Source organism: Faecalibacterium sp. Marseille-Q4164, from assembly GCF_017377545.1.
Classification (GTDB): domain Bacteria; phylum Bacillota; class Clostridia; order Oscillospirales; family Ruminococcaceae; genus Faecalibacterium; species Faecalibacterium duncaniae.
This window is the reverse complement of record NZ_JAFREJ010000013.1, coordinates 22,638-45,200: the sequence shown is the minus strand read 5'-3', so window position 1 is coordinate 45,200 and position 22,563 is coordinate 22,638. Positions and strand designations below refer to the sequence as shown.

Annotated in this window: 25 protein-coding genes; 21 read left to right on the top strand and 4 right to left on the bottom strand. The window is 59.5% G+C overall.

The genetic code is table 11. The annotated features are described in order from the left end of the window. The first annotated feature begins 139 nt into the window (after nt 1-139). From J3352_RS10840 to J3352_RS10750, 19 genes are all read left to right on the top strand, one after another. Complete coding sequence (locus J3352_RS10840; protein WP_005934900.1) at nt 140-772, top strand: adenylate kinase; 633 nt, start codon at nt 140-142, stop codon at nt 770-772. 2 nt (nt 773-774) lie between these two features. Beyond that, nucleotides 775-1,566: a type I methionyl aminopeptidase gene (gene map, locus J3352_RS10835; RefSeq protein ID WP_005934899.1), complete on the top strand. Its 792-nt coding sequence runs from the start codon at nt 775-777 to the stop codon at nt 1,564-1,566. A 383-nt stretch (nt 1,567-1,949) separates the two neighbouring features. Next, entirely contained in the window at nt 1,950-2,201 is a 252-nt protein-coding gene (gene infA, locus J3352_RS10830) for a translation initiation factor IF-1 (RefSeq protein WP_005937979.1), read from the top strand. A gap of 35 nt (nt 2,202-2,236) precedes the next feature. After that, complete coding sequence (gene rpmJ / locus J3352_RS10825; RefSeq protein ID WP_005921832.1) at nt 2,237-2,350, top strand: 50S ribosomal protein L36; 114 nt, start codon at nt 2,237-2,239, stop codon at nt 2,348-2,350. An 81-nt stretch (nt 2,351-2,431) separates the two neighbouring features. Next, nucleotides 2,432-2,803: a 30S ribosomal protein S13 gene (rpsM, locus tag J3352_RS10820; RefSeq protein ID WP_005937976.1), complete on the top strand. Its 372-nt coding sequence runs from the start codon at nt 2,432-2,434 to the stop codon at nt 2,801-2,803. 14 nt (nt 2,804-2,817) lie between these two features. Further along, on the top strand, nt 2,818-3,228 hold the full coding sequence (rpsK, locus tag J3352_RS10815; RefSeq protein WP_005934894.1) for a 30S ribosomal protein S11: 411 nt from the start codon (nt 2,818-2,820) through the stop codon (nt 3,226-3,228). 20 nt (nt 3,229-3,248) lie between these two features. Continuing rightward, complete coding sequence (gene rpsD, locus J3352_RS10810) at nt 3,249-3,851, top strand: 30S ribosomal protein S4 (protein WP_005934893.1); 603 nt, start codon at nt 3,249-3,251, stop codon at nt 3,849-3,851. Nucleotides 3,852-3,961: 110 nt separating this feature from the next. Further along, the gene (locus tag J3352_RS10805) at nt 3,962-4,918 is read left to right on the top strand and encodes a DNA-directed RNA polymerase subunit alpha (protein WP_035394747.1); all 957 of its coding nucleotides are present in this window, start codon (nt 3,962-3,964) and stop codon (nt 4,916-4,918) included. A gap of 25 nt (nt 4,919-4,943) precedes the next feature. Then, nucleotides 4,944-5,285, top strand: a complete 342-nt coding sequence (gene rplQ / locus J3352_RS10800; RefSeq protein WP_005934891.1) for a 50S ribosomal protein L17 — start codon at nt 4,944-4,946, stop codon at nt 5,283-5,285. Between the two features lie 299 nt (nt 5,286-5,584). Continuing rightward, nucleotides 5,585-6,892: a hypothetical protein gene (locus J3352_RS10795; protein ID WP_242699952.1), complete on the top strand. Its 1,308-nt coding sequence runs from the start codon at nt 5,585-5,587 to the stop codon at nt 6,890-6,892. 113 nt (nt 6,893-7,005) lie between these two features. Next, nucleotides 7,006-7,710, top strand: a complete 705-nt coding sequence (locus J3352_RS10790; RefSeq protein WP_005934889.1) for a response regulator transcription factor — start codon at nt 7,006-7,008, stop codon at nt 7,708-7,710. 81 nt (nt 7,711-7,791) lie between these two features. Beyond that, nucleotides 7,792-9,213: a HAMP domain-containing sensor histidine kinase gene (locus J3352_RS10785; RefSeq protein WP_098924248.1), complete on the top strand. Its 1,422-nt coding sequence runs from the start codon at nt 7,792-7,794 to the stop codon at nt 9,211-9,213. Nucleotides 9,214-9,294: 81 nt separating this feature from the next. Next, a complete protein-coding gene (locus J3352_RS10780; RefSeq protein ID WP_097771298.1) occupies nt 9,295-10,242 on the top strand; it encodes a DUF1385 domain-containing protein in 948 nt (315 codons plus the stop codon). After that, nucleotides 10,236-11,087, top strand: a complete 852-nt coding sequence (gene prmC / locus J3352_RS10775; protein WP_156067068.1) for a peptide chain release factor N(5)-glutamine methyltransferase — start codon at nt 10,236-10,238, stop codon at nt 11,085-11,087. The genes J3352_RS10780 and prmC overlap by 7 nt, the downstream gene beginning before the upstream one ends. A 126-nt stretch (nt 11,088-11,213) precedes the next feature. Beyond that, the gene (recA, locus tag J3352_RS10770; protein WP_082210798.1) at nt 11,214-12,395 is read left to right on the top strand and encodes a recombinase RecA; all 1,182 of its coding nucleotides are present in this window, start codon (nt 11,214-11,216) and stop codon (nt 12,393-12,395) included. Continuing rightward, nucleotides 12,396-12,911 carry a regulatory protein RecX gene (locus J3352_RS10765; RefSeq protein WP_156067065.1) on the top strand — a complete coding sequence of 172 codons (516 nt, stop codon included), beginning with the start codon at nt 12,396-12,398 and terminating at the stop codon, nt 12,909-12,911. A 114-nt stretch (nt 12,912-13,025) separates the two neighbouring features. Next, the gene (gene rimO / locus J3352_RS10760) at nt 13,026-14,351 is read left to right on the top strand and encodes a 30S ribosomal protein S12 methylthiotransferase RimO (protein WP_156067062.1); all 1,326 of its coding nucleotides are present in this window, start codon (nt 13,026-13,028) and stop codon (nt 14,349-14,351) included. Nucleotides 14,352-14,369: 18 nt separating this feature from the next. Then, on the top strand, nt 14,370-14,960 hold the full coding sequence (gene pgsA / locus J3352_RS10755; RefSeq protein ID WP_156067059.1) for a CDP-diacylglycerol--glycerol-3-phosphate 3-phosphatidyltransferase: 591 nt from the start codon (nt 14,370-14,372) through the stop codon (nt 14,958-14,960). Beyond that, nucleotides 14,957-15,619, top strand: a complete 663-nt coding sequence (locus J3352_RS10750; protein WP_156067056.1) for a hypothetical protein — start codon at nt 14,957-14,959, stop codon at nt 15,617-15,619. The genes pgsA and J3352_RS10750 overlap by 4 nt, the downstream gene beginning before the upstream one ends. Before the next feature lie 55 nt (nt 15,620-15,674). Here J3352_RS10750 and asnA read toward each other — a convergent pair whose 3' ends face one another. Both asnA and J3352_RS10740 read right to left on the bottom strand, forming a co-directional pair. Further along, on the bottom strand, nt 15,675-16,688 hold the full coding sequence (asnA, locus tag J3352_RS10745; RefSeq protein WP_156067053.1) for an aspartate--ammonia ligase: 1,014 nt from the start codon (nt 16,686-16,688) through the stop codon (nt 15,675-15,677). Nucleotides 16,689-16,825: 137 nt separating this feature from the next. After that, the gene (locus J3352_RS10740; RefSeq protein ID WP_156067050.1) at nt 16,826-17,194 is read right to left on the bottom strand and encodes a RidA family protein; all 369 of its coding nucleotides are present in this window, start codon (nt 17,192-17,194) and stop codon (nt 16,826-16,828) included. Nucleotides 17,195-17,384: 190 nt separating this feature from the next. Here J3352_RS10740 and J3352_RS10735 point away from each other — a divergent pair, with 190 nt between their 5' ends. Together J3352_RS10735 and rny are read left to right on the top strand one after the other, a co-directional pair. Next, a complete protein-coding gene (locus J3352_RS10735; protein ID WP_156067047.1) occupies nt 17,385-19,145 on the top strand; it encodes a tyrosine-protein phosphatase in 1,761 nt (586 codons plus the stop codon). Between the two features lie 330 nt (nt 19,146-19,475). Continuing rightward, a complete protein-coding gene (rny, locus tag J3352_RS10730) occupies nt 19,476-21,047 on the top strand; it encodes a ribonuclease Y (RefSeq protein ID WP_005934875.1) in 1,572 nt (523 codons plus the stop codon). Between the two features lie 223 nt (nt 21,048-21,270). Here rny and J3352_RS10725 read toward each other — a convergent pair whose 3' ends face one another. After that, nucleotides 21,271-21,762: a GNAT family N-acetyltransferase gene (locus tag J3352_RS10725; RefSeq protein WP_156067044.1), complete on the bottom strand. Its 492-nt coding sequence runs from the start codon at nt 21,760-21,762 to the stop codon at nt 21,271-21,273. A 74-nt stretch (nt 21,763-21,836) separates the two neighbouring features. Then, a complete protein-coding gene (locus J3352_RS10720) occupies nt 21,837-22,439 on the bottom strand; it encodes a Type 1 glutamine amidotransferase-like domain-containing protein (protein WP_156067041.1) in 603 nt (200 codons plus the stop codon). Nucleotides 22,440-22,563 lie beyond the last annotated feature (124 nt).

Here is a 22,563-nt window from a genome sequence, read left to right as displayed (position 1 = left end):
TAAAACAAAAGCACTGATGTGAGAAAGCACTGGAAAGGGGAGCATGCTCGTACTTTTCAGTGCTTTTTTGCTTTGAAGGGGCGTTAGTTCCTTCAAACATCAAAAAAGGCTCCTTTGATAGAGGAAAGGAAGAATACCTATGAATCTGATTCTGTTAGGCGCACCCGGCGCGGGCAAAGGCACCCAGGCCGAGATCATCTGCGCAAAGCTGAACATCCCCTCCATCAGCACCGGCAACATCCTGCGCGCTGCTGTCAAGGAAGGCACCGAGATGGGTCTGAAGGCAAAGAGCTTCATGGACGCTGGCGCTCTGGTGCCCGATGAGGTCATCATCGGCATCCTGAAGGAACGCCTGGCACAGGATGACTGCGCCAACGGCTTCATCCTGGACGGCGTGCCCCGCACCATCGCTCAGGCCGAGGCCATCGAGACCATGGGCATCCGCATCGACAAGGTGCTGGAGCTGTCTGTGGCGGACGATGTCATCGTTGAGCGGATGAGCGGCCGCCGCGTCTGCGAGAAGTGCGGCGCAAGCTACCACATCATCAACAAGAAGAGCAAGGTCGAGGGCGTGTGCGACCTGTGCGGCGGCAAGACCGTCATCCGCAAGGACGACCAGCCTGCTACCGTTCTGGATCGCCTGAAGGCTTACCACGAGCAGACTGAGCCGCTGGTGGCGTTCTACCGTGAGCGCGGCAAGCTGGCCGTGATCCCCTTCTGCCCCTCCATCGAGGAGACGACCGCTGAAGTGATGAAGGCACTGGAGGCATAATCGTGATCCAGATTAAGAATGCGAAAGAACTGGACGGAATGCGCAGGGCCAATGCCCTGAGCGCAGCTGCCCTGAAGTACGGCGGCCAGCACATTGAGGCTGGCATGACCACCTGGGAACTGGATAAGCTGATCTACGATTTCATCGTAAAGCACGGCGGTACCCCCAACTTCAAGGGACTGTACGGTTTCCCGGGAACGGCCTGCATCAGCCTGAATGATACCATCATCCATGGCATCCCGTCGCATGATATCGTCATCCGCCCGGGCGACATCGTCAGCATCGACACCGGTGCAAAGGTCGATGGCTTCAACGGCGACAACGCCTGCACCTATGCGGTGGGTAAGATCGACCTGGAAGCACAGCGCCTGCTGGATGTGACCAAGGCAGCTCTGTACAAGGGCATCGAGCAGGCAAAGGCCGGCAACCGCATCGGTGATATCGGCTATGCGGTGCAGAGCTACTGCGAGGACGCAGGTTTCTCCGTGGTCCGGGAGTTCGTGGGCCACGGCACCGGCCGTGAACTGCACGAGGACCCCGAGGTGCCCAACTACGGCCATCAGGGCCGCGGCCCCCGCCTTGTGCCCGGCATGACCATTGCCATTGAGCCTATGATCTGCCAGTACGACTGCAAGATCACCCAGGCCAAGGACGGCTGGACGGTCAAGACCAAGGACGGCGGTCTGGCAGCGCACTTCGAGCACTCGAACGCGATCCTGAAGGATCACACCGAGATCATGACCCGCTTCTGGGATGATCCCGATTTTGATCCCGAGACCTTTTGCCTGAAGTAAGCAAACCGGCACAGCATCCCCTAAGGCCTCCCGGAAACGGGAGGTCTTTTTGCATCCGGAGCAGGGCCTTTGTGCAATTCTGACAAGTTTTGGTGAAAAATTTTCATCTTCCCGGTGGAGAAGCGCAAAACCGGGGCGGGGAAACGGCCGGTTTGAAAATGCGAGAATTTTTTATCGGAAATACGGAAAAAACACTTGCAAATCCATTGCAAAAGGTGTATAATCTATAAATGGCCGTGACAGCCAGATGCTTTCTCGGTGGACAGGGATTTTCTGCCCACTTTGCGGATTTTGTGCCGCAGGAGAAGAAGTATGTGGCGGTTATCGCCGCCTGTCCGTCAATTCATGGCAAACTGAGCAGATCCAATGAGGAGGCAAATAGCTTGTCTAAAGAAGACGTTATCGAGATCGAAGGCATCGTGCGTGAAGCCATGCCCAACGCCATCTTTAAGGTGGAAATGTTGAGCGAGGATAAGAACACCGGGAAGCTCACTCCCAGCGGGCACATCCTCTTAGCGCACATCTCCGGCAAGCTGCGGACCAATTTCATCCGTATCCTGCCCGGGGACAAGGTTACCGTAGAAATGTCGCCCTATGACTTGTCAAAGGGCCGCATCACCTGGCGCTCCAAATAAGTGCCAGGGCATCAACCAAAAGGAGGTTCAACATCATGAAGGTCAAGCCTTCCGTGAAACCCATCTGCGAAAAGTGCAAGGTCATCCGCCGCAAAGGCCGCGTGATGGTCATCTGCCAGAACCCCAAGCATAAGCAGCGCCAGGGCTAATTCGGGCGCCTGGGGGTCAAGTGCGTAGAGTCCCGGCGCAGACCCCGACACTGACATGGGATGATTTTGGAGGATACTACTATGGCACGTATTGCCGGCGTTGACCTGCCCCGCGAGAAGCGCGTTCAGGTGGGTCTCACCTACGTTTACGGTATCGGTCAGACCACTGCTAACAAGATCCTGGAAGCAACTGGCATCAACCCCGATACCCGCGTCAAGGACCTGACTCTGGAAGAAGAGGCTAAGATCCGTGACTACATCGATCAGGCTAACATCATCGTTGAGGGCGACCTGCGCCGCAACGTTGCTCTGGACATCAAGCGCCTGGTTGAGATCCAGTCCTTCCGTGGCACCCGCCATCGCAAGAATCTGCCCTGCCGCGGCCAGCGCACCAAGACCAATGCACGTACCTGCAAGGGTCCCAAGCGCACTGTCGCTAACAAGAAGAAGTAAGGAGGATTTGAGAAATGGCAAGTGCAAATAACGCCAAGAAGGGCGCAAATGTCCGCATGAAGCGGAAAGAGCGCAAGAACATTGCTGCTGGTCAGGCTCATATCCAGTCTACCTTCAACAATACTGTCGTTACCATCACCGACCTGCAGGGTAATGCAGTGTCCTGGTGCTCCTCTGGCTCCCTGAACTTCCGTGGCAGCCGTAAGAGCACCCCGTTCGCAGCCCAGTCTGCTGCCGAGACCGCAGCCAAGGTTGCAATCGAGCATGGCATGAAGACTGTTGAAGTCTACGTCAAGGGCCCCGGCGCTGGCCGTGAGTCCGCTATCCGTGCGCTGCAGGCTACCGGCCTGGAAGTCACCCTGATCAAGGACGTGACTCCCATCCCCCACAACGGCTGCCGTCCCCCGAAGCGCCGTCGTGTCTGATCGAAGGAGGAAATTGAATTATGGCAAAGAATACGCAGCCTATCGCAAAGCGTTGCAAGGCCCTGGGCATTTCTCCTGCGGTCATGGGCTATGCAAAGAAGAATACCACCCGCAACTCCAACGGCAATGTCCGCAAGAAGCAGTCTGAGTACGCATCTCAGCTGAAGGAGAAGCAGAAGGTCAAGTTTATCTACGGCGTTCTGGAGAAGCAGTTCCACAATGCTTACCTGCGTGCTGAGGCTCGCCCCGGCAAGACCGGTGAGAACCTGCTCCAGATCATGGAGTGCCGTCTGGACAACGTCGTGTTCCGCCTGGGCTTTGCTCAGACCCGCCGCGACGCTCGTCAGCTGGTGAGCCACGCTCACTTCACCGTCAATGGCAAGAAGGTCAACATTCCTTCCTACCAGGTCAAGGCCGGTGACGTGATCGAGGTTCGTGAGTCCAGCCGTTCTTCTGCTAAGTTCGCAAAGCTCGTTGGCCCCGAGGCTCCCGTTGTGGCTCTGCCTTCCTGGCTGAACCGTGAGGCCGGCACCCTGAAGGGTGTTGTGACCAAGCTCCCCGAGCGCAGCGACATCGACTACGAAGTTGCAGAGCACCTCATCGTCGAGCTGTACTCCAAGTAATCCATTAAGAAGGGGAGGCCTTCCTTCTGGATGGCAACCTTTCGCATTCTTTTTAAAAGAATTTAATAATGGGCCGATGGCAACATCGGTTTGACAAGGAGGGCATAGATATGATGGAGATTGAACGTCCCAAAATCGAAACGGCAAGCCTGTCCCCGGACGGCCGCTACGGCAGATTCGTGGCGGAGCCTCTGGAGCGTGGCTTTGGCATCACACTGGGCAACAGCCTGCGTCGTGTGCTTCTTTCCTCTCTGCCCGGTGTCGCCGTGACCAGCGTCAAGATCGACGGCGTGGTTCACGAGTTCTCCACCATTGAGGGCGTCAAGGAAGACGTTACCGAAATTGTCCTGAACCTGAAGGGTATTGCTGCAAAGCTGTACACCGACGGGCCGAAGACAGTGCGTGTTGAGGCAGTCGGCCCTTGTGAGGTTACTGCGGACAACATCAAGCAGGGCGACGATATTGAGATCCTGAACCCTGAATGGCACATTGCAACCCTGGGCGAGGGCGGCAAGCTCGTCATGGAGCTCACCTTCGATAAGGGCCGCGGTTATGTGCCTGCAGAGCGCAACAAGCAGGCCATCGTCGAGAAGAACGATATCAACACTCTTCCCGTCGATAGCATTTACACCCCCGTGCTCAAGGTGAATTATAACGTTGAGAGCACCCGCGTTGGACAGGCCATCGATTACGACAAGCTGACCATCGAGGTTTGGACGGATGGCACGATCAATGCACAGGAAGCCGTTTCTCTGGCTGCCCGTGTGCTGACCGAGCACCTGAACCTCTTCGTCAACCTGTCCGATGAGGCTGCCGGTACGGAGATCATGGTGGAGAAGACCAACGACGATAAGGAAAAGGCTCTGGAGATGACCATCGAAGAGCTGGATCTGAGTGTCCGTTCCTTCAACTGCCTGAAGCGCGCCGGTATCAACACGGTGGAGGATCTGGTCAGCAAGAGCGAGGACGAGATGATGAAAGTCCGTAACCTCGGCCGCAAGAGCCTGGAAGAAGTCATGGCAAAGCTGGACTCCCTGGGCTTCAAGCTGAACACAGACGATGAGTAACTAAAATAATAAGGAGTGAAACGGGATGCCCGGTACCAGAAAGCTCGGTAGAACCAGCGACAGCCGCAACGCTATGATGCGCGCTATGGTCACCTACCTGTTAGAGAATGGCAAGATTGAGACCACTGTCACTCGCGCTAAGGACGTTCGTTCCATGGCCGAGAAGATGATCACCCTGGGTAAGGCCAGCGACCTGCACACCAAGCGTCAGGTCTACGCCTACATCACCAAGGAAGATGTTGCAAAGAAGCTGTTTGATGAGATCAGCCCCAAGTACGCTGACCGCAACGGCGGCTACACCCGCATCATCAAGATCGGCGCTCGCCGCGGCGACGCTGCTGAGATGGCAGTTCTGGAGCTCGTCTGATCGACTCTGACTGTTCAAACAGTGTAACAAAGGCTCTTTCCCTTCGGGGAAAGGGCCTTTTTTGCATCGTGTGGGCCGGGCAGCGGGGTGTTCCCAAAGCAAGTGTCCGCTGGGGTGGGACCCTGCTGCCGCAGGCAGTAGGGCGGGCGATGGAATGGCCCGTTTCACTTGCGTGGGAATGCCGCGCTGCCCGGTTGGGCGTTAGCAGCTGGGGCTTGTGATGGCGGGGCAAGAATGCTATAATTGTACTGTATTTCTGCACGACTTTGCGAATTTTCCACAGAAGGGAGGGGCGGCGGTTGAAAAGACGACGGTTTCTGGTGCTGAGTGCAGGCTGCGTGATGGGCCTGCTCTCGGCGTGCGGCCTTCCGATGTCGGAAAATGTGCAGGTGGAGGAGCTGCTGCGTGCCCCGCGCCTTCCGGGCGACTACGGTGCACTGCAAAATGCCCTGAACGAATGGCTGGGGGAGAGCGCCCAGCTGAAATACCCGATGCAGGGGGAGCTGCTCTCGCCGTTCCTTTTGCAGGATCTGGATGGTGACGGCCAGCAGGATGCCGCTGTTCTCTACACCACGGCCCAAAGTTCCAACGTCTGCATTGCATTTTTGCAGAAGGATGCCGCAGGCGTGTGGCAGGTTCGCCAGAGCATCGAGGGTCTGGCGGATACAGTGGACAATGTCCGGCTGGCACAGCTGCAGGATGGTGCCGCAACCCAGCTGGTGGTGGGGTACCTCGCCGCGCAGGGCGACAGCTATCTGGCGGTGTACTCCTACGAGAACGGCACGGTCAATGCCATTCTGGAACAGTCCTATGAGCAGTATCTGGTGGAGGATATCACCGGCGGCGGCAACGAGGATCTGATCCTGATGTCCACGCTGGAGGACGGCGGGGTGCAGATCGAGCTGCTGACCGTTGACCGGGACGGGATGTTCCAGCAGGTGGCTGTCATGGGCCTTTCGGCAGATAAGTTCTCGGGCTGCGCCGCTGTGGCGGCGGGCCTGGGAGCGGACGGAAAGCGCTATCTGGTGCTGGACGGCTGGACCGGCCTCTCGGGCAACAATCTGGCCACGGTGCTGCTCTACTTCGATGAGGAAAGCCAGCAGATGTTGCCCGCTGAGCAGATCAGCACCAGTGAGCTGTACAATGCGTCCCTGCGCAATGTCTCCACGCTGGTCAGCCGGGATCTGGACGGCGACGGCATCGTGGAGATCCCCACCCAGCCTGACGAAGCGGGCCTGCTGAACCTGAGCCAGAGCCGACGGATGGATTTTATCGTCTGGATGGACTACACCAGCCCGGAGCCGGAAAAGAGCTTCGGCCTGTTGGACGAGGAGAGCAGCTGCTACATTGAGTTGCCTGCCGAGTGGGAGGGCAACCTGATGCTCACCGACAGCGCTGAGGGAGAGGAGGCCGTGGAGCTGCACACCGTGGACGAGGGCAAGCTGGTGCTGATCATGCGCCTGGTTCCTTCCAGCGAGAGCGCGGCGGGCTGGACCCGCCTGGGCGTGGTGGCATCCCGCCAGATGCAGGCCAAGTTCGGGCCGGACGTGGTGCTGAAGGATCAGAGCTATCGACTGTCCCGGTCGTTGTATCGGTTGAATGGATGATGCCGCTCAGTTTTGCAGAAGTTTACCGGATGCAGGCTGGGTGTTCTGAGGTGAAATGCTTCTCCGTGTGCTCTTGGGCAGAGGGAGAAGGCAGAAAAATATGGAGGTCTTAGATGGTCAAGGTACTTGTGGTAGAGGATGAAGCCAGCATCCGCGAGATGATCGCGCTGAACCTGCGGCTGGCGGGGATGGAGGCGGTGGAGGCCGACAGCGCCGAAGCCGCCCTGCCTCTGCTGGAGCAGAAGCCCGGCTGTGATGCTGCCATTCTGGATGTGATGCTGCCCGGCATGAATGGGTTCTCGCTCTGCGAGACCATCCGCCGCACCGACCAGAAGATCGGCATCATCATCCTGAGTGCCAAGGGGCAGGAGCAGGACAAGATCCGCGGCCTGTCCATCGGCGCGGATGACTATATGACCAAGCCTTTCAGCGTCAGTGAGCTGCTGGCCCGTGTGGAGGCCCTCTGCCGCCGGGTGGGCCGCTCGGGCGGCGGCTCCGCTGCAGACGAAAATGCCCCCACCACGCTGGTCAGCGGGGAATTTGTGCTGGATGAGAACCGCCGTGTTCTCCTCAAGGCCGGGCGGCAGATCGAGCTGACCCAGGTGGAGTTCCAGATCATGGAGCTGTTCTTCCACAACCCCGGCATCGCGCTGGTGCGGGAAAAGATCCTGAAGGGCGTGTGGGGTGAGAACTACTTCGGCGATGTGAAGATCGTGGATGTGAACATCCGCCGCCTGCGGATGAAGGTAGAGGATGAACCCAGCCACCCCACCCACATTATGACAGTGTGGGGCTACGGCTACCGGTGGGAGGAGTAAGGAAAAACCTCTCAGTTGCGCTGTACTCGACTGCTCTCCCAATAGGAGAGCCAGGATTACTGACAGAAAGGAGGAAAAGCAATGCGCAGTGGGATTACCAACCGCTGGCTGCGGGGAAGCCTGTTCCTGACCGTGCTGCTGGTGCTGCTGGTGGAGAGCATGTTCGTGTACAACTTCGGCCGCAGCTACTACAACAGCGTCCAGCAGACCATGATGCGGCGTTTTTCCTCCATCAACGGTCAGCTGAAAATGTACACCGGCGACACGGCTCAGAAGACCGCGGCCAACCGCAGTGTGGCCCTGCGCCGGATGGTGGAGCAGTTTGCGGATAAAGACAAATATGAGTTCATGCTGCTGGACGGTTACGGCGGCGTGATCGCCTCCTCCAGCGGCACAGGTGCGGACGGCATCGTGGTGCAGGACGATTTTAACAAGGCGCAGGATGCACCGGACGGCGTGGGTGTGGCTATCTACCGCACCGCCAGCGGGGAAACGGTCATGGCTGTGTGCAGTCTGGTGCCCTATGCGGCCGAGGATGTGGCTGCCATGCGCCTTGTCACCAGTCTGACGCTGGTGCAGGCGCAGCTGAAAAGCGTTTTCATCGTCAGTCTGATCGTGGTGGCGGCCATTCTGGGCTTTACAGTGGCCTCTGGCCTGTACTTCGTGCGGGGCATCGTGGTGCCGCTGGGGCAGGTGGAGCGGATCGCCGCCAGCATCGCCCGGGGAGAACTGGATGTCCGTCTGCCTGTGACCGGTGACGAGCGGGACGAGGTGGACCGCCTGCGCGGCACCATCAATCAGATGGCCGAGGGGCTGGAAGAGACGGAGAAGATGAAGAACGAATTCATCAGCTCGGTCTCCCATGAGCTGCGCACGCCGCTCACCTCCATCCGGGGCTGGGTGGAGACCCTGCGCACCCTGGATGATCCCACTGATGAGAACTACCGCAAGGGGCTGGAGATCATCAACAACGAGACCGCCCGCCTGTACAACATGGTGGAGGAGCTGCTGGATTTCAGCCGCCTGCAGAATGGCCGCCTGAAAATGGAGTGCCGCCCCCTGGACCTTGTGGCTGAACTGACGGACGCTGTCCTTTTCTGTGAAGCGCGCATCCAGCGGGAGGGGCTTCTGCTGGCCTATGCGGAGCCGGAGGAGATGATCCCGGTCTACGCCGACCCCGACCGCCTGCGGCAGGTGTTCATCAACATTTTGGACAATGCCATCAAGTATTCGGCCCCCGGCGGACGCATCACGGTCAAGATCTGGCAGGGCGAGTACAAAGCCTTCATCGAGATCATCGATCAGGGCCGCGGCATCCCGCCGGAGGATCTGGAAAACGTCAAGACCAAGTTTTACAAGGGCAGCAACTCGGTGCGGGGCAGCGGCATCGGCCTTGCGCTGGTGGATTCCATTATGACCGCACTGGACGGCACCATGGACCTCAAGAGTACGCTGGGCCGGGGCACGGTGGTCACCCTGGGGCTGCCGATCTACAAACGATAAGAGATTGTCCATATTTATCTGGTAAGATAGAGGGGCAGTTTTTACGATAGAGAGGGGCCGCAGCGCCCCATAGGAGAGCCAATGAATCAACCGAATAAGGAACGCTTCAAGACGAGTGTGGGCGGGCAGGCCCTGATGGAGGGCATTATGATGCGGGGCCCGAAAAACATCTGCTGTGCCGTCCGCAAGCCCGATGGAACCATTGAGACCAAGGTCGAGCCCACCCCCACCCACGGCGTGTGGACAAAGATCCCGCTGGTGCGGGGAGCCATCTCGATGATCGAGAGCTTGATTATGGGATACAAGTACATGATGTACTCGGCACAGGTGAGCATGGGGGACGACTACGACCCCGCCGAAGAGGAGACCGCCTTTGAAAAATGGGTGGGCGACCATCTGGGCAAAAAGGCCGAAGATATCATGCTGGCGGCAGCTGCCGTGATCGGCGGGCTGTTTGCCATCCTGCTCTTCACCGTTCTGCCCACGGTGCTGGTGGGCGGCCTGAACCATCTGGTGCCGCTGGGCCGCTGGGCCAAGGTGGTGCTGGAAGCGGTGCTCAAGGTCGCCATCTTCCTGACCTACATGGCCGCCATCTCCCGGATGAAGGAGATCCACCGGGTGTTCGAGTACCACGGAGCCGAGCACAAGACCATTGCCTGCTACGAGGCCGGAGACCCCCTCACGGTGGAGAATGTCCGCAAATATACCCGCTTCCACCCCCGGTGCGGCACCAGCTTTTTGATCCTGGTGGTCATCGTCAGCGTGTTCCTGTACAGCGTGCTGCCCTGGTCCAGCACCAGCCTGCGGGTGGTGTTCAAGCTGCTGCTCCTGCCGCTGGTCATGGGCATCAGCTACGAGCTGCTCAAGTGGTGCGGCCGGTCGGACAACATCGCCACCCGCATCATCCGGCAGCCCGGCATCTGGGTGCAGCATCTGACCGTGTTTGAGCCGGACGACAGCATGATCGAGGTGGCCATTGCTGCCGTCACGCCGGTCCTGCCCGAGGACCCGGAGGACGGCAGATGGTAACCGCAGGGATGCTGCCCCGGGCAGCAGTCCGGGAGGTGGAGGCACGCCTGCGCGCCGCAGGCTGCCCCGACGCGGATTTTGACGCGGCCGAGCTCTTCCGGCTGGCAGCGGGCGGGGATGTCCGCCTTGCCGATGCTCCGCTGGGTGCAGAGCAGGCAGAGCGGCTGGAAGCCCTGACGGCCCGCCGCGCGGCCCGGGAGCCTTTGCAGTACCTCTGCGGCAGCTGGCCCTTCCTCGACTTTGAGCTGGCTGTCGGCCCCGGCGTGCTCTGCCCCCGGGCCGATACTGAGGTGGTGGCCGAAGCCGCCGCCGGAATGCTGGCTGGGGTGGAGGCACCCCGGGTGCTCGACCTCTGTGCCGGCACGGGCTGTTTGGGGCTGGGCGTGAAGCGCTTCTGCCCGGCGGCACAGGTCACCAGTCTGGAGAAGAGCCCTGCGGCATACCGCTATCTGGAGCAGAACGCCCATCTCTCCCCGGTACTGACCATCACCCCGGTGCGGGGGGATCTGTTCACCTACTGGCAGACCCTGCCGGAGGGGCAGCTCGACCTCATTGTGTCGAACCCGCCTTACCTGACCGCCGCCGAGATGGGCGCACTGCAGCCCGAGGTGGCGCAGGAGCCTGCCATGGCGCTGGAAGCGGGGGAGGATGGGCTGGTATTTTACCGCGCCATTGCGGAACACTACCAGAAAGCTCTGCGCCCCGGCGGTGCCCTTGCCCTGGAAATCGGCTGGCAGCAGCGGGAAGCTGTAACGGCTCTGCTTGCCGCCAACGGGTGGACGGAGATCGTGTGCAGAAAAGACTTTGGCGGCAATGACCGCTGTGTGATGGCGAGAAAACAATAAAAATATCTACAACTTCCTGTTGTAATATCTGTAAAATGTGTTATACTAGTACCGAAAGAATTGGAATGCCCGCGCCTGCGTTTGGCCGCACCGCGCCGGGAACAGATGACAAAGGAGCATGACACTATGGCAAAAAATCAGAACAACAACGTTGCCCCGGCGACCCAGAAGACCGATCCCGGTGCCAAGAAGGATGCGCTGGCCACGGCACTGGCCCAGATCGAGAAGCAGTTTGGCAAGGGCGCTGTGATGAAGCTGGGCGACAACGCCGCCATGCAGGTGGATGCCATCTCGACCGGCAGCATCGGCCTGGATCTGGCACTGGGCGTGGGCGGCGTGCCCCGGGGCCGCATCATTGAGGTGTACGGCCCTGAATCCAGTGGTAAGACCACGCTGGCCCTGCATGTTCTGGCCGAAGCCCAGAAGAAGGGCGGCGATGTTGCCTTCATCGACGTGGAGCACGCGCTGGACCCTGTGTATGCCGAGGCGCTGGGTGTGGACATCAACAACCTGCTGGTCAGCCAGCCCGATACCGGTGAGCAGGCCATGGAAATCTGCGAAGCGCTGGTGCGCTCCGGTGCCATTGATGCCATCGTTGTGGACTCTGTTGCCGCCATGGTGCCCCGCGCTGAGATCGAGGGCGAGATGGGCGACAGCCATGTGGGCCTGCAGGCCCGCCTGATGAGCCAGGCCATGCGCAAGCTGACCAGCGTCATCGGCAAGACCAACACCGTCTGCATCTTCATCAACCAGCTGCGTGAAAAGGTCGGCGTGGTCTACGGCAACCCCGAGGTCACCACCGGCGGCCGCGCCCTGAAGTATTATTCCTCTGTCCGCATCGATATCCGCCGCGTGGAGGGCCTGAAGGATTCTTCCGGCCAGTTCATCGGCAACCATACCCGCGCCAAGATCGTCAAGAACAAGGTGGCTCCTCCGTTCCGTGAGGCGGAGTTCGACATCATGTTCGGCGAGGGCATCTCCAAGATGAGTGAGCTCATCGATCTGGGTGTCAAACTGGGCATCGTTCAGAAGAGCGGTGCATGGTTCAACTACGGCGATATCCGCCTGGGTCAGGGCCGCGACAATGCCAAGCAGTTCCTGCGCGATAACCCCGAGATCGCCAACGATATCGAGGGTCAGGTGCGCGCCAATGCCGACAAGCTCTATGCCACCCGCCGCCCGGGGGGCAAGGCTGCTGCCGCCCCTGCAGAGGGGGAACCGGCAGCTCCTGCTACAGCAAAGGAGCCGGTGGTCAAGGCTCCCGCCCGCAGCAGCGAGAGTGAGCTGGATATCATGGTGGAAGAGTAAATGGCCTTTTACAGCCGTGGCCGCCGCCCGCTGGCCGAAGAGGAAAAATCCACCGATGCCGCCAAGGCCCGCACCCGGGCCATGGAGCTGCTGGCCGGGCAGGAGCTTTCCTCGAGCCAGCTGTATGAGCGGCTGAACCGCCGCTATACCCAGCAGACCAGTGCCGCCGTGGTGGCAGAGATGGTGCAGCGGGAGTATATCAACGATGCCCGCTATGCCGAGACCCGTGCCCACGCCCTGCTGGCGGCAAAAAAGAGCCGCCGCGCCGCTGCCCAGAATCTGCGGCAGAAGGGCCTGGCCGCAGGCGAGATCCAGCAGGCGCTGGATGCTGTTTACACCCCCGATGTTTCTGGCGAGGACCCGGAACTGGAAGCCGCCGCCGCTCTGGTGGAAGGGCATTACCGCAAAAAGCTGGAAGCGGGCCGCAGGGATCTGGTCATTGCGGCCCTGCAGCGGCGGGGATTTTCGTATTCCGTCATTAAGGAAGCCATTCGCAGGGTGGAGGAGGGGGAATAACCCTCTCAGTCAAAGCCTGCGGCTTTGCCAGCTCCCCCGAAGGGGGAGCTTTTCCGGAGCAAATCGTAAAAAATCAAAAGCATCCCTCAAAAGAGAAAGAGAGTATCATCCCTTATGAAAATTGCATGTATTTCCCTTGGCTGCCCCAAGAACCAGGTCGATCTGGACGTGATGGTGCACATCCTGCTTTCGGCCGGTCACGAGACGGTGGCCGACCTGGGTGAAGCCGATGTTATTCTGGTCAACACCTGCGGCTTTATCGAGAGCGCCAAGACCGAGGCCATTGAGAACATTCTGGAGGCCTGCGCCTACAAGCAGCAGAACCCGGAGCTGAAGGTCATCGTCACCGGCTGCCTGGCCGAGCGTTACCGCAGCCAGATCGAGGAGGAGATCCCCGAGGTGGACGCTGTGGTGGGCTGTGCCTCCAACAAGGCCATTGACACCATCGTGGCCCGCCTGTTCCACGGCGAGAACCATCTGGAAAGCTACGGTGCCAAAAAGGACTTCCCGCTGGGCGGCAAGCGCGTCATCGGCACGCCTGCCCACTATGCGTACTTAAAGATCGCAGAGGGCTGCAACAACCGCTGCCACTACTGCGCCATCCCCGGCATCCGCGGCCCGCTGCACAGCCGCGATCTGGCCGACTGCGTGGCCGAGGCCCGCTGGCTGGCCGGTGAGGGCGTGAAGGAGCTGATCGTGGTGGCCCAGGACCCCACCGCCTATGGCGAGGACTGGGGCAAGCCCGGCAGCATCTGTGAGCTGCTGGACAAGCTGAACAAGGTGCCGGGCCTTGAGTGGATCCGCATCATGTACGCCTACCCGGAGCGCATCACCGATGACTTTATTGCTGCCATGAAGCGGAACGAGAAGGTGGTGCCTTACCTCGACCTGCCCATCCAGCACTGCAACGATACCATCCTCAAGAACATGAACCGCCGCTCCAACCGCGCAGAGCTGCTGGAGGTCATCGGCAAGCTGCGCCGGGAGATCCCCGGCATCACCCTGCGCACCACCCTGATCGCGGGCTTCCCCGGCGAGACCGAGGAGCAGTTCGAGGACCTGTGCAACTTTGTCAAGGAGGTCAGATTTGACCGTCTGGGCTGCTTTGCCTATTCTGCCGAGGAGAACACTGTGGCCGCAAAGATGGACGGCCAGATCGATCAGGAGACCAAGGACCGGCGCGCTGAGCTGGTGATGCAGATCCAGACCGGCATCATGGCCCAGAAACAGGCCGAGAAGGTGGGCCAGACCGTCCGTGTGCTCTGTGACGGCATCGACGAGGAGAGCGGCCTGTACCTCTGCCGCACCACCGGCGATGCCCCCGAGGTGGACGGCAATGTCTACGTTTCCAGCGAGGAGCCGCTCTACCCCGGCCAGTTCTATGATGTGCTGGTGGAAGACAGTGACCTTTACGATCTGTACGGCACGGTTGCAAAATAACAAATTGGAGGAATCTATATGAATCTGCCCAATAAGCTCACCCTGACCCGCATCATTCTGGTGCCGGTGTTCATGGTCTTCGTTTCCCTGACCCAGATCGGCACGGAAGATTTCAACCCCACCTGGTATCTGGTGGCGGGCATCATCTTTGCCGCGGCCAGCTTTACCGATTTTCTGGACGGCCATCTGGCCCGCAAGTGGAACATGGTCACCGACTTTGGCAAGTTTGCCGACCCGCTGGCCGACAAACTGCTGACCACCGTGGCCTTCATTTACATGCTGCGGGACGGCGTGTGCAGCCCGGTGGTGCTCTGCATCATCCTGGCCCGTGAGTTCGCCGTGTCCGGTCTGCGCATGGTGGCCGCCGGTGCCAAGGACGGCAAGGTCATCGCCGCCAACATGTGGGGCAAGGTGAAGACTGTGCTGCAGATGCTGACCATCATCTTCTACTACTTCGGCACCGCATTGACCTGGGGCAATTTCATTATGATAGGCGCTGACTGCGTGTTCCTCTCTTACTGGCTGTGCTGGCTGGTGGCCATTGCCACCGCCATCTCCGGCATCAAGTACCTGTGGGACAACCGCAGCTTCATCAATACCGCAAAATGATCAAGAAGATCGCCATTCTCTGCTCCATTTTCCTGAACCTCTGCATCGTGCGGTGGGAGCCGGTGGCCATCCGGATGACCTGGGAAGCGGTGGGCAACCAGACCTTCACCTTTTACACCGAGAACTCCAATGTCTTTGCGTTCTTTGTCTGCCTGCTGGTGGCGGTGTGTCAGGTAATCTGCCTGTTCACGGGGCGGCAGCTGCCCCGCTGGGTCAAGACACTCAAGTACATTGCCACCTGCTGCCTGACCATGACCTTCCTGACCGTGGTGTTCGTGCTGGGGCCCTACTGTGCCGACCAGGGCGGCGTGGTATTTCTGCTGACCGAGAGCTCCATGCTCTACCACCACCTGCTCAACCCGCTGTGTGCCTTTGTCTCCTTTGTCCTGCTGGAACGGGAGCCAAAGCTGCCTGCGCGGTGCGTTCCGCTGGCGTTGGTCCCCACGATGCTCTATGGCTCTGTGGCCCTCTGGGCCAATTACCAGCGGCTCATCACCGGGCCTTACCCGTTCCTGCTGGTCTATCAGCAGACCACCCGGCAGACGGTGCTGTGGTGTGCGGCCATCCTGGCCATGAACCTGCTCTATGCCTGGCTTGTCTGGCGGCTGGGCGGGAATCGCCGCAAAAAGAAAAATGTGGGCTTGCTTTTCAGAAGCTGAGATGCAAAAAAGGCTCTCTGCCGGTTTTGGCAGAGAGCCTTTTCTCGTGTTTTGCTTACAGCAGGGGGATCCCGGCCTTTGCGCAGGCCGCGCGGGTGGCTTCGTCCCAGACGCTTGCCTGTACTTCGCCGATGTGGGCGCTGCCCAGCAGCAGCATGCACAGACGGCTCTGGCCGATGCCGCCGCCGATGGTGTAGGGCAGCTCACCGCTCAGCACTGCCTTGTGGAAAGGCAGGGTGCGGCGGTCGTCACAGCCTGCCATGGTCAGCTGCCGGTCCATGCTCTCGGGGCTGACGCGGATGCCCATGCTGCTCAGCTCGTAGCTGCACTGCAGGGGCTCGTTCCAGAACAGCAGGTCACCGTTCAGGTCCCAGTCATCGTAGTCGGGGGCGCGGCCATCGTGGGGCTTGCCGCTCTTCAGGGGAGCACCGATCTTCATCAGGAAGGTGGTGCCGTTTTCCTTTACAAAGGCGTTCTCGCGCTCCTTCGGGGTCAGGTCAGGGTACTTGTCCTCCAGCTCCTGGGTGGTAATAAAGGTCACGTTGGGGGTGTGCAGGGGCAGATCCTGCAGCTGGGGGAACATGGCGTGCAGGTTCATCTCGGTGGCGCAGACAGCCGACACGATGGAGCGCACCACGTTCTTCAGGTAGGCCTCGCTGCGGTCCTCCTCGCGGATGACCTTCTCCCAGTCCCACTGGTCCACATAGACGGAGTGGAGGTTGTCCAGCTCCTCGTCCCGGCGGATGGCGTTCATGTCGCAGTACAGGCCCTTGCCCACGCGGAAGCCGTAGTCCTTCAGGGCCTTGCGCTTCCACTTTGCCAGCGACTGCACCACCTGTGCCTCAATGCCGCTGTCCCGGATGTCAAAGGTGACCTTGCGTTCCACGCCGTTCAGGTCGTCGTTCAGGCCGGTGGAAGCCTCCAGAAACAGCGGAGCCGACACGCGGTAGAGGTTCAGCGTGGCACACAGGGTGTCGGCAAACAGCCGCTTCACGGTGCCGATGGCACGCTGGGTGTCGTACAGGTTCAGCGCGGGTGTGTAGTTCTGCGGGATCATCGTCTTGCTCATAACAGTTTACCCCTCTCTTTCCGTTCTCCGCCGCCGAGTTGCGGCACCGGAACGGCTTTCCCTTTAATACAGTAAATTATGGCACAATTTCAGAGCGTTGTAAAGGGGAGAACGCAAAGCCGGTGCAATTCGGGAGCTTACGCCTCTGCCACGGCCTCGATCTCGCACAGGACACCCTTGGGCAGATCCTTGACGGCAACGCAGCTGCGGGCGGGCTTGGAGGTGAAGTACTTTGCGTAGACCTCGTTGAAGGCGGCAAAGTCGGCGATATCGGCCAGGAAGCAGGTGGTCTTGATGACCTTGTCGTAGCCGGAGCCGGCGGCTTCCAGGATCGCACCCACGTTCTTGCAGCTCTGCGCGGTCTGGGCGGCGATGCCCTCGGGCACAGTGCCGTCTGCGGGGTTCACAGGGATCTGGCCGGAGGTGTAGACGAAACCGCCTGCGATGAAGCCCTGGGAGTAGGGGCCGATCGCGCCGGGAGCCTTTTCAGTAGCGATGACTTTCATGGAAAATACCTTCTTTCTGTGTGGTTGATGGAGCTTCTCTCCTCGGGGAGAAAAATTCTGCTGCTTGAAGTCTACACCATGCGGCGGGATGTGTCAATCCGGGAGGGACTTTTTGCCCGCGCGGCCTTTACAAGCGGGCAAAAAGGCGGTATCCTTAATCTATTGATACACCACCCTTCAGGAGGAACCCATGGATATCCGCCAGCTGCATTATTTTCTGGTTTTGTGCGAAGAAATGAACTACACTCGCGCGTCACAGCGGCTGTTTCTGTCGCGGCAGGCCCTGCGGCAGAGCATCACGGCGCTGGAAGCCGAGCTCTGCGGCCCGCTGTTCGTCAGCGCTCACCACAAGCTCTCGCTCACCGAGCGGGGGCTGAGCTTGCAGCGCCATGCGGCCCCGGTGGTGGAGCAGTTCCAGCAGATGCAGGCGGCCCTCCATGCGGAGATCCAGTCGGCCCAGCCGGTGCGCATCGGCATCAGTGTCTCGCTGGTGCCGGACTACCTGCCCGGGCTGGAGACCCAGCTGGACAAGTTCCGCCAGCAGTACCCCCACATTGAGATGCGGTTCCGCCTGCTGGAAAACGATGCCGTGGCCGATGGTGTGGAGCAGGGCGAGCTGGACGCGGGCCTTGTGATGGATCTGGGCACGGCGGCTCCGGTGCTGGCCCGCACCACCCTGCGGGCCGACCCGGCCTGCCTGCTGGTGCCGCGCGGCCATCCCTTCTGGGAGAAGGAGCGGGTGCCGCTTTCGGCCCTGCGGGGCCAGCGGGTGCTGCTGCCCAGCCTGCGGCAGGATCTGTTCAGCCCCCTGTGGGATGCCTGCGCCCGGGAGGGCTTTGCGCCCAACGCGGAGATCGGCCCCAGCTTCTATCAGGCGTACTATCTGGTCCAGGAGCAGCTCTGCACCTGCCTGACCCGCTACGAGCCGGGGGCACGGCGGGAGCTGGACCGGGTACGGGACGTGCTGCTGGAAGATCTGCCGCCCCTCTGCGTCTCGATGGTGCAGCGGCGGGACCACAACTCGGCCTATCTTGACCTGCTGCGGGGCTACCTGATGGAGGTCATCGGGGGCGCGGCATCCCTGCCGCCCCGGCGGGGCCGCCCGGCAAAGCCCTTCTACAACTTCCCGGTGCTGTCCAGCGCCGCCCCCAAGGCGGCACCGCAGCACCCGGCTCCGGGCACCCAGCTGCCCTTTGCGGGCGGAAACAACTTCCGGGAGCTGGGCGGCTACGAGGCCGACGAGGGCAAGCATGTCAAGTGGGGGCAGATCTACCGCGGCATTCCTACGGGACTGCTGACCGGGGCGGCTGACCGTAAGCTGCTGGACAGCCTGGGTCTGCGGCTCATCCTCGACCTGCGCAGCGAGTCCGAGGCAGCGGAGCAGCCTGACTATGTACCCGATGGCGCGCGGCTGGTGCGCATCTGCGGGCTTTGCCACCCGGACGGAAGCGAGATCTCCTTTTCTCCCGGGGACATTGAAAAGCTGCTCAAGGGCAAGAAGGATGTGGAGCATAACCTCGCCGATGCCATGTATGAGCAGATGCTCTTCCGCAATAAGGCCTACAAGGAGCTGTTCCGGGCGCTGGAGGCGGGCGAAACGCCGATCCTGTTCCACTGCTCCGGCGGGAAAGACCGCACCGGCGTGGCGGCCATGCTCATCCTGCTGGCGCTGGGCGCTTCCGATGAAACGATCTGTCAGGATTTTGTCCGGACCAATGTCTGCCGCCGCCCGGAGCTGGAAAAGATCTGGGCCGCCCATGCCGAGGAGATCGAGGCGCATCCGGAACAGAAGCAGTTCTATCAGGGCATTGCCGGTGTCCACCCGGAGTCTGCCCCCTTTGTGTTGGACACCATCCGCAAAGAGTACGGCACCACCGATGCCTATCTCGAGGCGGAATACGGCCTGACCCCCGCCCGCCTGATGCGGCTGCGGCGGATGTATCTGGAATAATGGCTGTTTTTTTAGAAAATTCCTTTCACTTTACTTGACATTGTACCAAATGTTTCGTAATATAAGAAGTAGTATGGAATCCATGACGCTGCGTGCAGGGATCTTCCGCAACCAAAGTTCAATGGGGCTTCATCTGCCCGTTTTTATATGAAAACCTTGTAGATAAAAAAGCTGCATCAGGCCGCAGGGGCAAACATGCCCTTTTTGTGCGGTGCTGTTGTCTGTTTTGTTGTTGAGAGCTTGATTTTGTATTGTTGACCCACGCCTTGCACGGCAGCGTCTCCAGATTTTAGTTGATTTTGAACTTTAATTGTAAGGAGAGTGAACACGATGTCCCCGATCATTCTGTTGATCGTGGTCGTGGTTGCTGCTGTTGCTGCCGGCGCGGGTTATTTTATTGGTTACAACAACCGTAAAAAGACCGCCGAGGCACAGATCGGCAGCGCAGAAGCCGAGGCTACCCGCCTGGTGAACGAAGCAATCAAGACCGCTGACCAAAAACGAAAAGAAGCTGTTCTGGAAGCCAAGGACGAGGCGTTCCGCCTGAAAGCCGAGGTCGATGCCCAGAAGGCAGAGGCCGACAAGGAGATCAAGCAGCGCCGTGCTGAGATCAGCCGCCAGGAGAACCGCATTGACCAGAAGGAAAATGCGCTGGACCGCAAGACCGAAGCCCTGGAAAAGAAGGAAGAAGAGCTCAAGAAAAAGCACGAGGAGGCCGACAGCCGTCTGGCTGAGGTGGATGCCATCCGTGCCAAGGAGATGGAGCGCCTGGAGACCCTGGCGGGCCTGAGCCAGGAGGATGCCCGCGAAGTGCTGCTGCACAAGGTGGACGAGGAGCTCACCCACGAGAAGGCTGTCCGTGTGGCTGCCTACGAGACCGATCTGAAGGAAAACTGCGATAACATCGCCCGCAACATGATCGGTCAGGCCATCAGCCGCTGCGCCGCTGACCACTGCAGCGAGACCACCGTCAGCGTGGTGCCCCTGCCCAGCGACGAGATGAAGGGCCGTATCATCGGCCGTGAGGGCCGCAACATCCGCGCGCTGGAAACTGCCACCGGCGTGGATCTTATCATCGACGATACCCCGGAGGCCATCACCCTGTCCTCCTTTGACCAGACCCGCCGCGAGGTTGCCCGCATGACGCTGGAGCGCCTGATCGGTGATGGCCGCATCCACCCCGCCCGCATTGAGGAGACGGTGGAGAAGTGCCGCCACGACCTTGAGCTGCAGATGAAGCGGGAGGGCGAGCGCGCCGTGATGGAGCTTGGCATCCACGGCCTGCACCCCGACCTCATCAAGCTCATCGGCCGCCTGAAGTACCGCACCAGCTTTGGCCAGAACGCTCTGACCCACAGCATGGAGGTGGCCTGGCTGGCCGGTCTGCTGGCAGGCGAGATGGGCGTGAACGTCACGCTGGCCCGCCGTGCCGGTCTGCTGCATGATATCGGCAAGGCCCTTGACCACGAGATCGAGGGCAGCCATGTCCAGATCGGTGTGGATATCTGCCGCAAGTACAAGGAAAACACCCAGATCATCCATGCCATTGAGGCCCACCACGGCGATGTGGAGCCCAAGACCCCGCTGGCCTTTATTATTCAGGCCTGCGATGCCATCAGCGCTGCACGTCCCGGTGCCCGCCGCGAGAACGTGGAGAGCTATGTCAAGCGTCTGGAAAATCTGGAGGAGATCTCTTCCAGCTTTGAGGGCGTGGAGCAGGCCTTTGCCGTTCAGGCCGGCCGTGAAGTCCGCATCATGGTCAAGCCTGATGTCATCAGCGATGATCAGGTCATCCTGCTGGCCCGCCAGATCGCCAAGAAGATCGAGGATACCCTCGATTATCCCGGCCAGATCAAGGTCAACGTCATCCGCGAGAGCCGCGCCATCGAGTACGCGAAGTAAGATCAGAACCAAGAGGAGCCCGTTGTGTTCGTACAGCGGGCTCCTTTTTTGTCTGTGAGCCTCTCGGGCGCGTCGTGTCAGATCTACGGGCAGCCACTACGTCAAGTGCACAGACGCAGAGTTTGCCCAGTGGTGCAGGTAGACCATATCCTCCCAGCAAATGCAAAGCGCCCCCGCTCACCGGTGTTTCCGGCAGGCGGGGGCGCTGCTTTTTGTAGGAAGTTCAGAAGGTCAGCCGCATCTGGTACCACACCACGCCGCCGTGGGTGGAGCCGGAAACGCCTTCGCTGACAAAGCCGAAGCCGGCGTAATAGTGCACGAGCCTGTCCTTGCAGGTGAGCACCAGCCCCCTGCGGCCCTGAGCCTTTGCATCGGCGATGGCCCGGCGGAGCAGCTGCCCGGCCAGGCCCTGTTTCCGGTATTCGGGCAGGGTGTTCACCCCAAAGATCATCTGCCACGCCCCATGCGCATCGTGCAGGGAAGCGTCGGCGTACATCTCGTCTGTCAGGTCGGGGGTATCGGTCACAAAGCCGTCCACAAAGGAGACGAGCTTTTCGTCCTCGAACAGCAGCCAGAAGTGGTCGGCATAATGGGCCAGCCGCCCGGCAAATTCTTCTTTTGTGGCCGCCTCCGCAGCCGGAAAGCAGGCCGCCTCCACGGCGGCAATGGCAGCCAGATCTTCAAAGGTGGCAGTACGGATCTTTTGCATAGTCATTCTCCAGAGTTTGATTTGTTGAGCTGAGTATACCACACCATCCCGCAAAGCGCCAGCAAAACAAAAAGAACCACTTAGTCTTTGCAAATAACCTTTGAACCTTCACCATCAATTACAATTCCCTGACGGTTGTTAATTGGGCATAGATTCAAATCCGAAAACTCAGTCATTATTTTCTCGGTAACTTTCTTAAATGGTGCTGTAAGATAATGCGGAAGAACATAGAAATCAATCAAATTAAGCCCTGTATCATCTTCTTGTGAGTAGTCCTCCGGCTTTTCATCCATTTGCTCGATATATTGGATGCTTGGAGCGCATATAATCGCACCTGCCGATTCACCAATCATCAGTTTTCCCTTTGCCAATTCTTTCTTCAACAGCTCATCCGTTCCCGTTTTACGGAGCTGGTCTATAAGGAAAAAAGAATTTCCGCCGGTAAAATATATCACATCCGCATCTTCAAAAACAGACTGTATCGTTGAATAAGCCTCCGTTGAAATATCAATTTCAGTTACGATTGCTCCCAACTTTTTGAATAATTTTCGAGCCGAGCCGACATAACCGGTGTAGCCTTCACGCAGCGAAGCTGTTGGAATAAATGCGACTTTTTTATTTTCAATTTCTTCCTTTATCAGACTTCCTACACTTGAAAAGTGCGAACATAAAAACAGTTTCATCAATATTCTCCTTTATAAATTCCGCGTTGTTGAACTAAGCCGAGTATACCACACCATCCCACAAAGCGCCAGCAAAACAAAAAGAACCACCGATTGAAGTCGATGGTTCTTTTCCCCGGGCGGT

What these genes read in the sequence shown, in the direction of transcription:
- J3352_RS10840 (WP_005934900.1), top strand. Translation starts at nt 140, where the DNA reads ATGAATCTGATTCTGTTAGGCGCACCCGGCGCGGGCAAAGGCACCCAG.
- rpmJ (WP_005921832.1), top strand. Translation starts at nt 2,237, where the DNA reads ATGAAGGTCAAGCCTTCCGTGAAACCCATCTGCGAAAAGTGCAAGGTC.
- rpsM (WP_005937976.1), top strand. Translation starts at nt 2,432, where the DNA reads ATGGCACGTATTGCCGGCGTTGACCTGCCCCGCGAGAAGCGCGTTCAG.
- rpsK (WP_005934894.1), top strand. Translation starts at nt 2,818, where the DNA reads ATGGCAAGTGCAAATAACGCCAAGAAGGGCGCAAATGTCCGCATGAAG.
- rpsD (WP_005934893.1), top strand. Translation starts at nt 3,249, where the DNA reads ATGGCAAAGAATACGCAGCCTATCGCAAAGCGTTGCAAGGCCCTGGGC.
- J3352_RS10805 (WP_035394747.1), top strand. Translation starts at nt 3,962, where the DNA reads ATGATGGAGATTGAACGTCCCAAAATCGAAACGGCAAGCCTGTCCCCG.
- rplQ (WP_005934891.1), top strand. Translation starts at nt 4,944, where the DNA reads ATGCCCGGTACCAGAAAGCTCGGTAGAACCAGCGACAGCCGCAACGCT.
- J3352_RS10790 (WP_005934889.1), top strand. Translation starts at nt 7,006, where the DNA reads ATGGTCAAGGTACTTGTGGTAGAGGATGAAGCCAGCATCCGCGAGATG.
- J3352_RS10785 (WP_098924248.1), top strand. Translation starts at nt 7,792, where the DNA reads ATGCGCAGTGGGATTACCAACCGCTGGCTGCGGGGAAGCCTGTTCCTG.
- J3352_RS10780 (WP_097771298.1), top strand. Translation starts at nt 9,295, where the DNA reads ATGAATCAACCGAATAAGGAACGCTTCAAGACGAGTGTGGGCGGGCAG.
- prmC (WP_156067068.1), top strand. Translation starts at nt 10,236, where the DNA reads ATGGTAACCGCAGGGATGCTGCCCCGGGCAGCAGTCCGGGAGGTGGAG.
- recA (WP_082210798.1), top strand. Translation starts at nt 11,214, where the DNA reads ATGGCAAAAAATCAGAACAACAACGTTGCCCCGGCGACCCAGAAGACC.
- J3352_RS10765 (WP_156067065.1), top strand. Translation starts at nt 12,396, where the DNA reads ATGGCCTTTTACAGCCGTGGCCGCCGCCCGCTGGCCGAAGAGGAAAAA.
- rimO (WP_156067062.1), top strand. Translation starts at nt 13,026, where the DNA reads ATGAAAATTGCATGTATTTCCCTTGGCTGCCCCAAGAACCAGGTCGAT.
- pgsA (WP_156067059.1), top strand. Translation starts at nt 14,370, where the DNA reads ATGAATCTGCCCAATAAGCTCACCCTGACCCGCATCATTCTGGTGCCG.
- J3352_RS10750 (WP_156067056.1), top strand. Translation starts at nt 14,957, where the DNA reads ATGATCAAGAAGATCGCCATTCTCTGCTCCATTTTCCTGAACCTCTGC.
- asnA (WP_156067053.1), bottom strand. Translation starts at nt 16,688, where the DNA reads ATGAGCAAGACGATGATCCCGCAGAACTACACACCCGCGCTGAACCTG.
- J3352_RS10740 (WP_156067050.1), bottom strand. Translation starts at nt 17,194, where the DNA reads ATGAAAGTCATCGCTACTGAAAAGGCTCCCGGCGCGATCGGCCCCTAC.
- J3352_RS10735 (WP_156067047.1), top strand. Translation starts at nt 17,385, where the DNA reads ATGGATATCCGCCAGCTGCATTATTTTCTGGTTTTGTGCGAAGAAATG.
- rny (WP_005934875.1), top strand. Translation starts at nt 19,476, where the DNA reads ATGTCCCCGATCATTCTGTTGATCGTGGTCGTGGTTGCTGCTGTTGCT.
- J3352_RS10725 (WP_156067044.1), bottom strand. Translation starts at nt 21,762, where the DNA reads ATGACTATGCAAAAGATCCGTACTGCCACCTTTGAAGATCTGGCTGCC.
- J3352_RS10720 (WP_156067041.1), bottom strand. Translation starts at nt 22,439, where the DNA reads ATGAAACTGTTTTTATGTTCGCACTTTTCAAGTGTAGGAAGTCTGATA.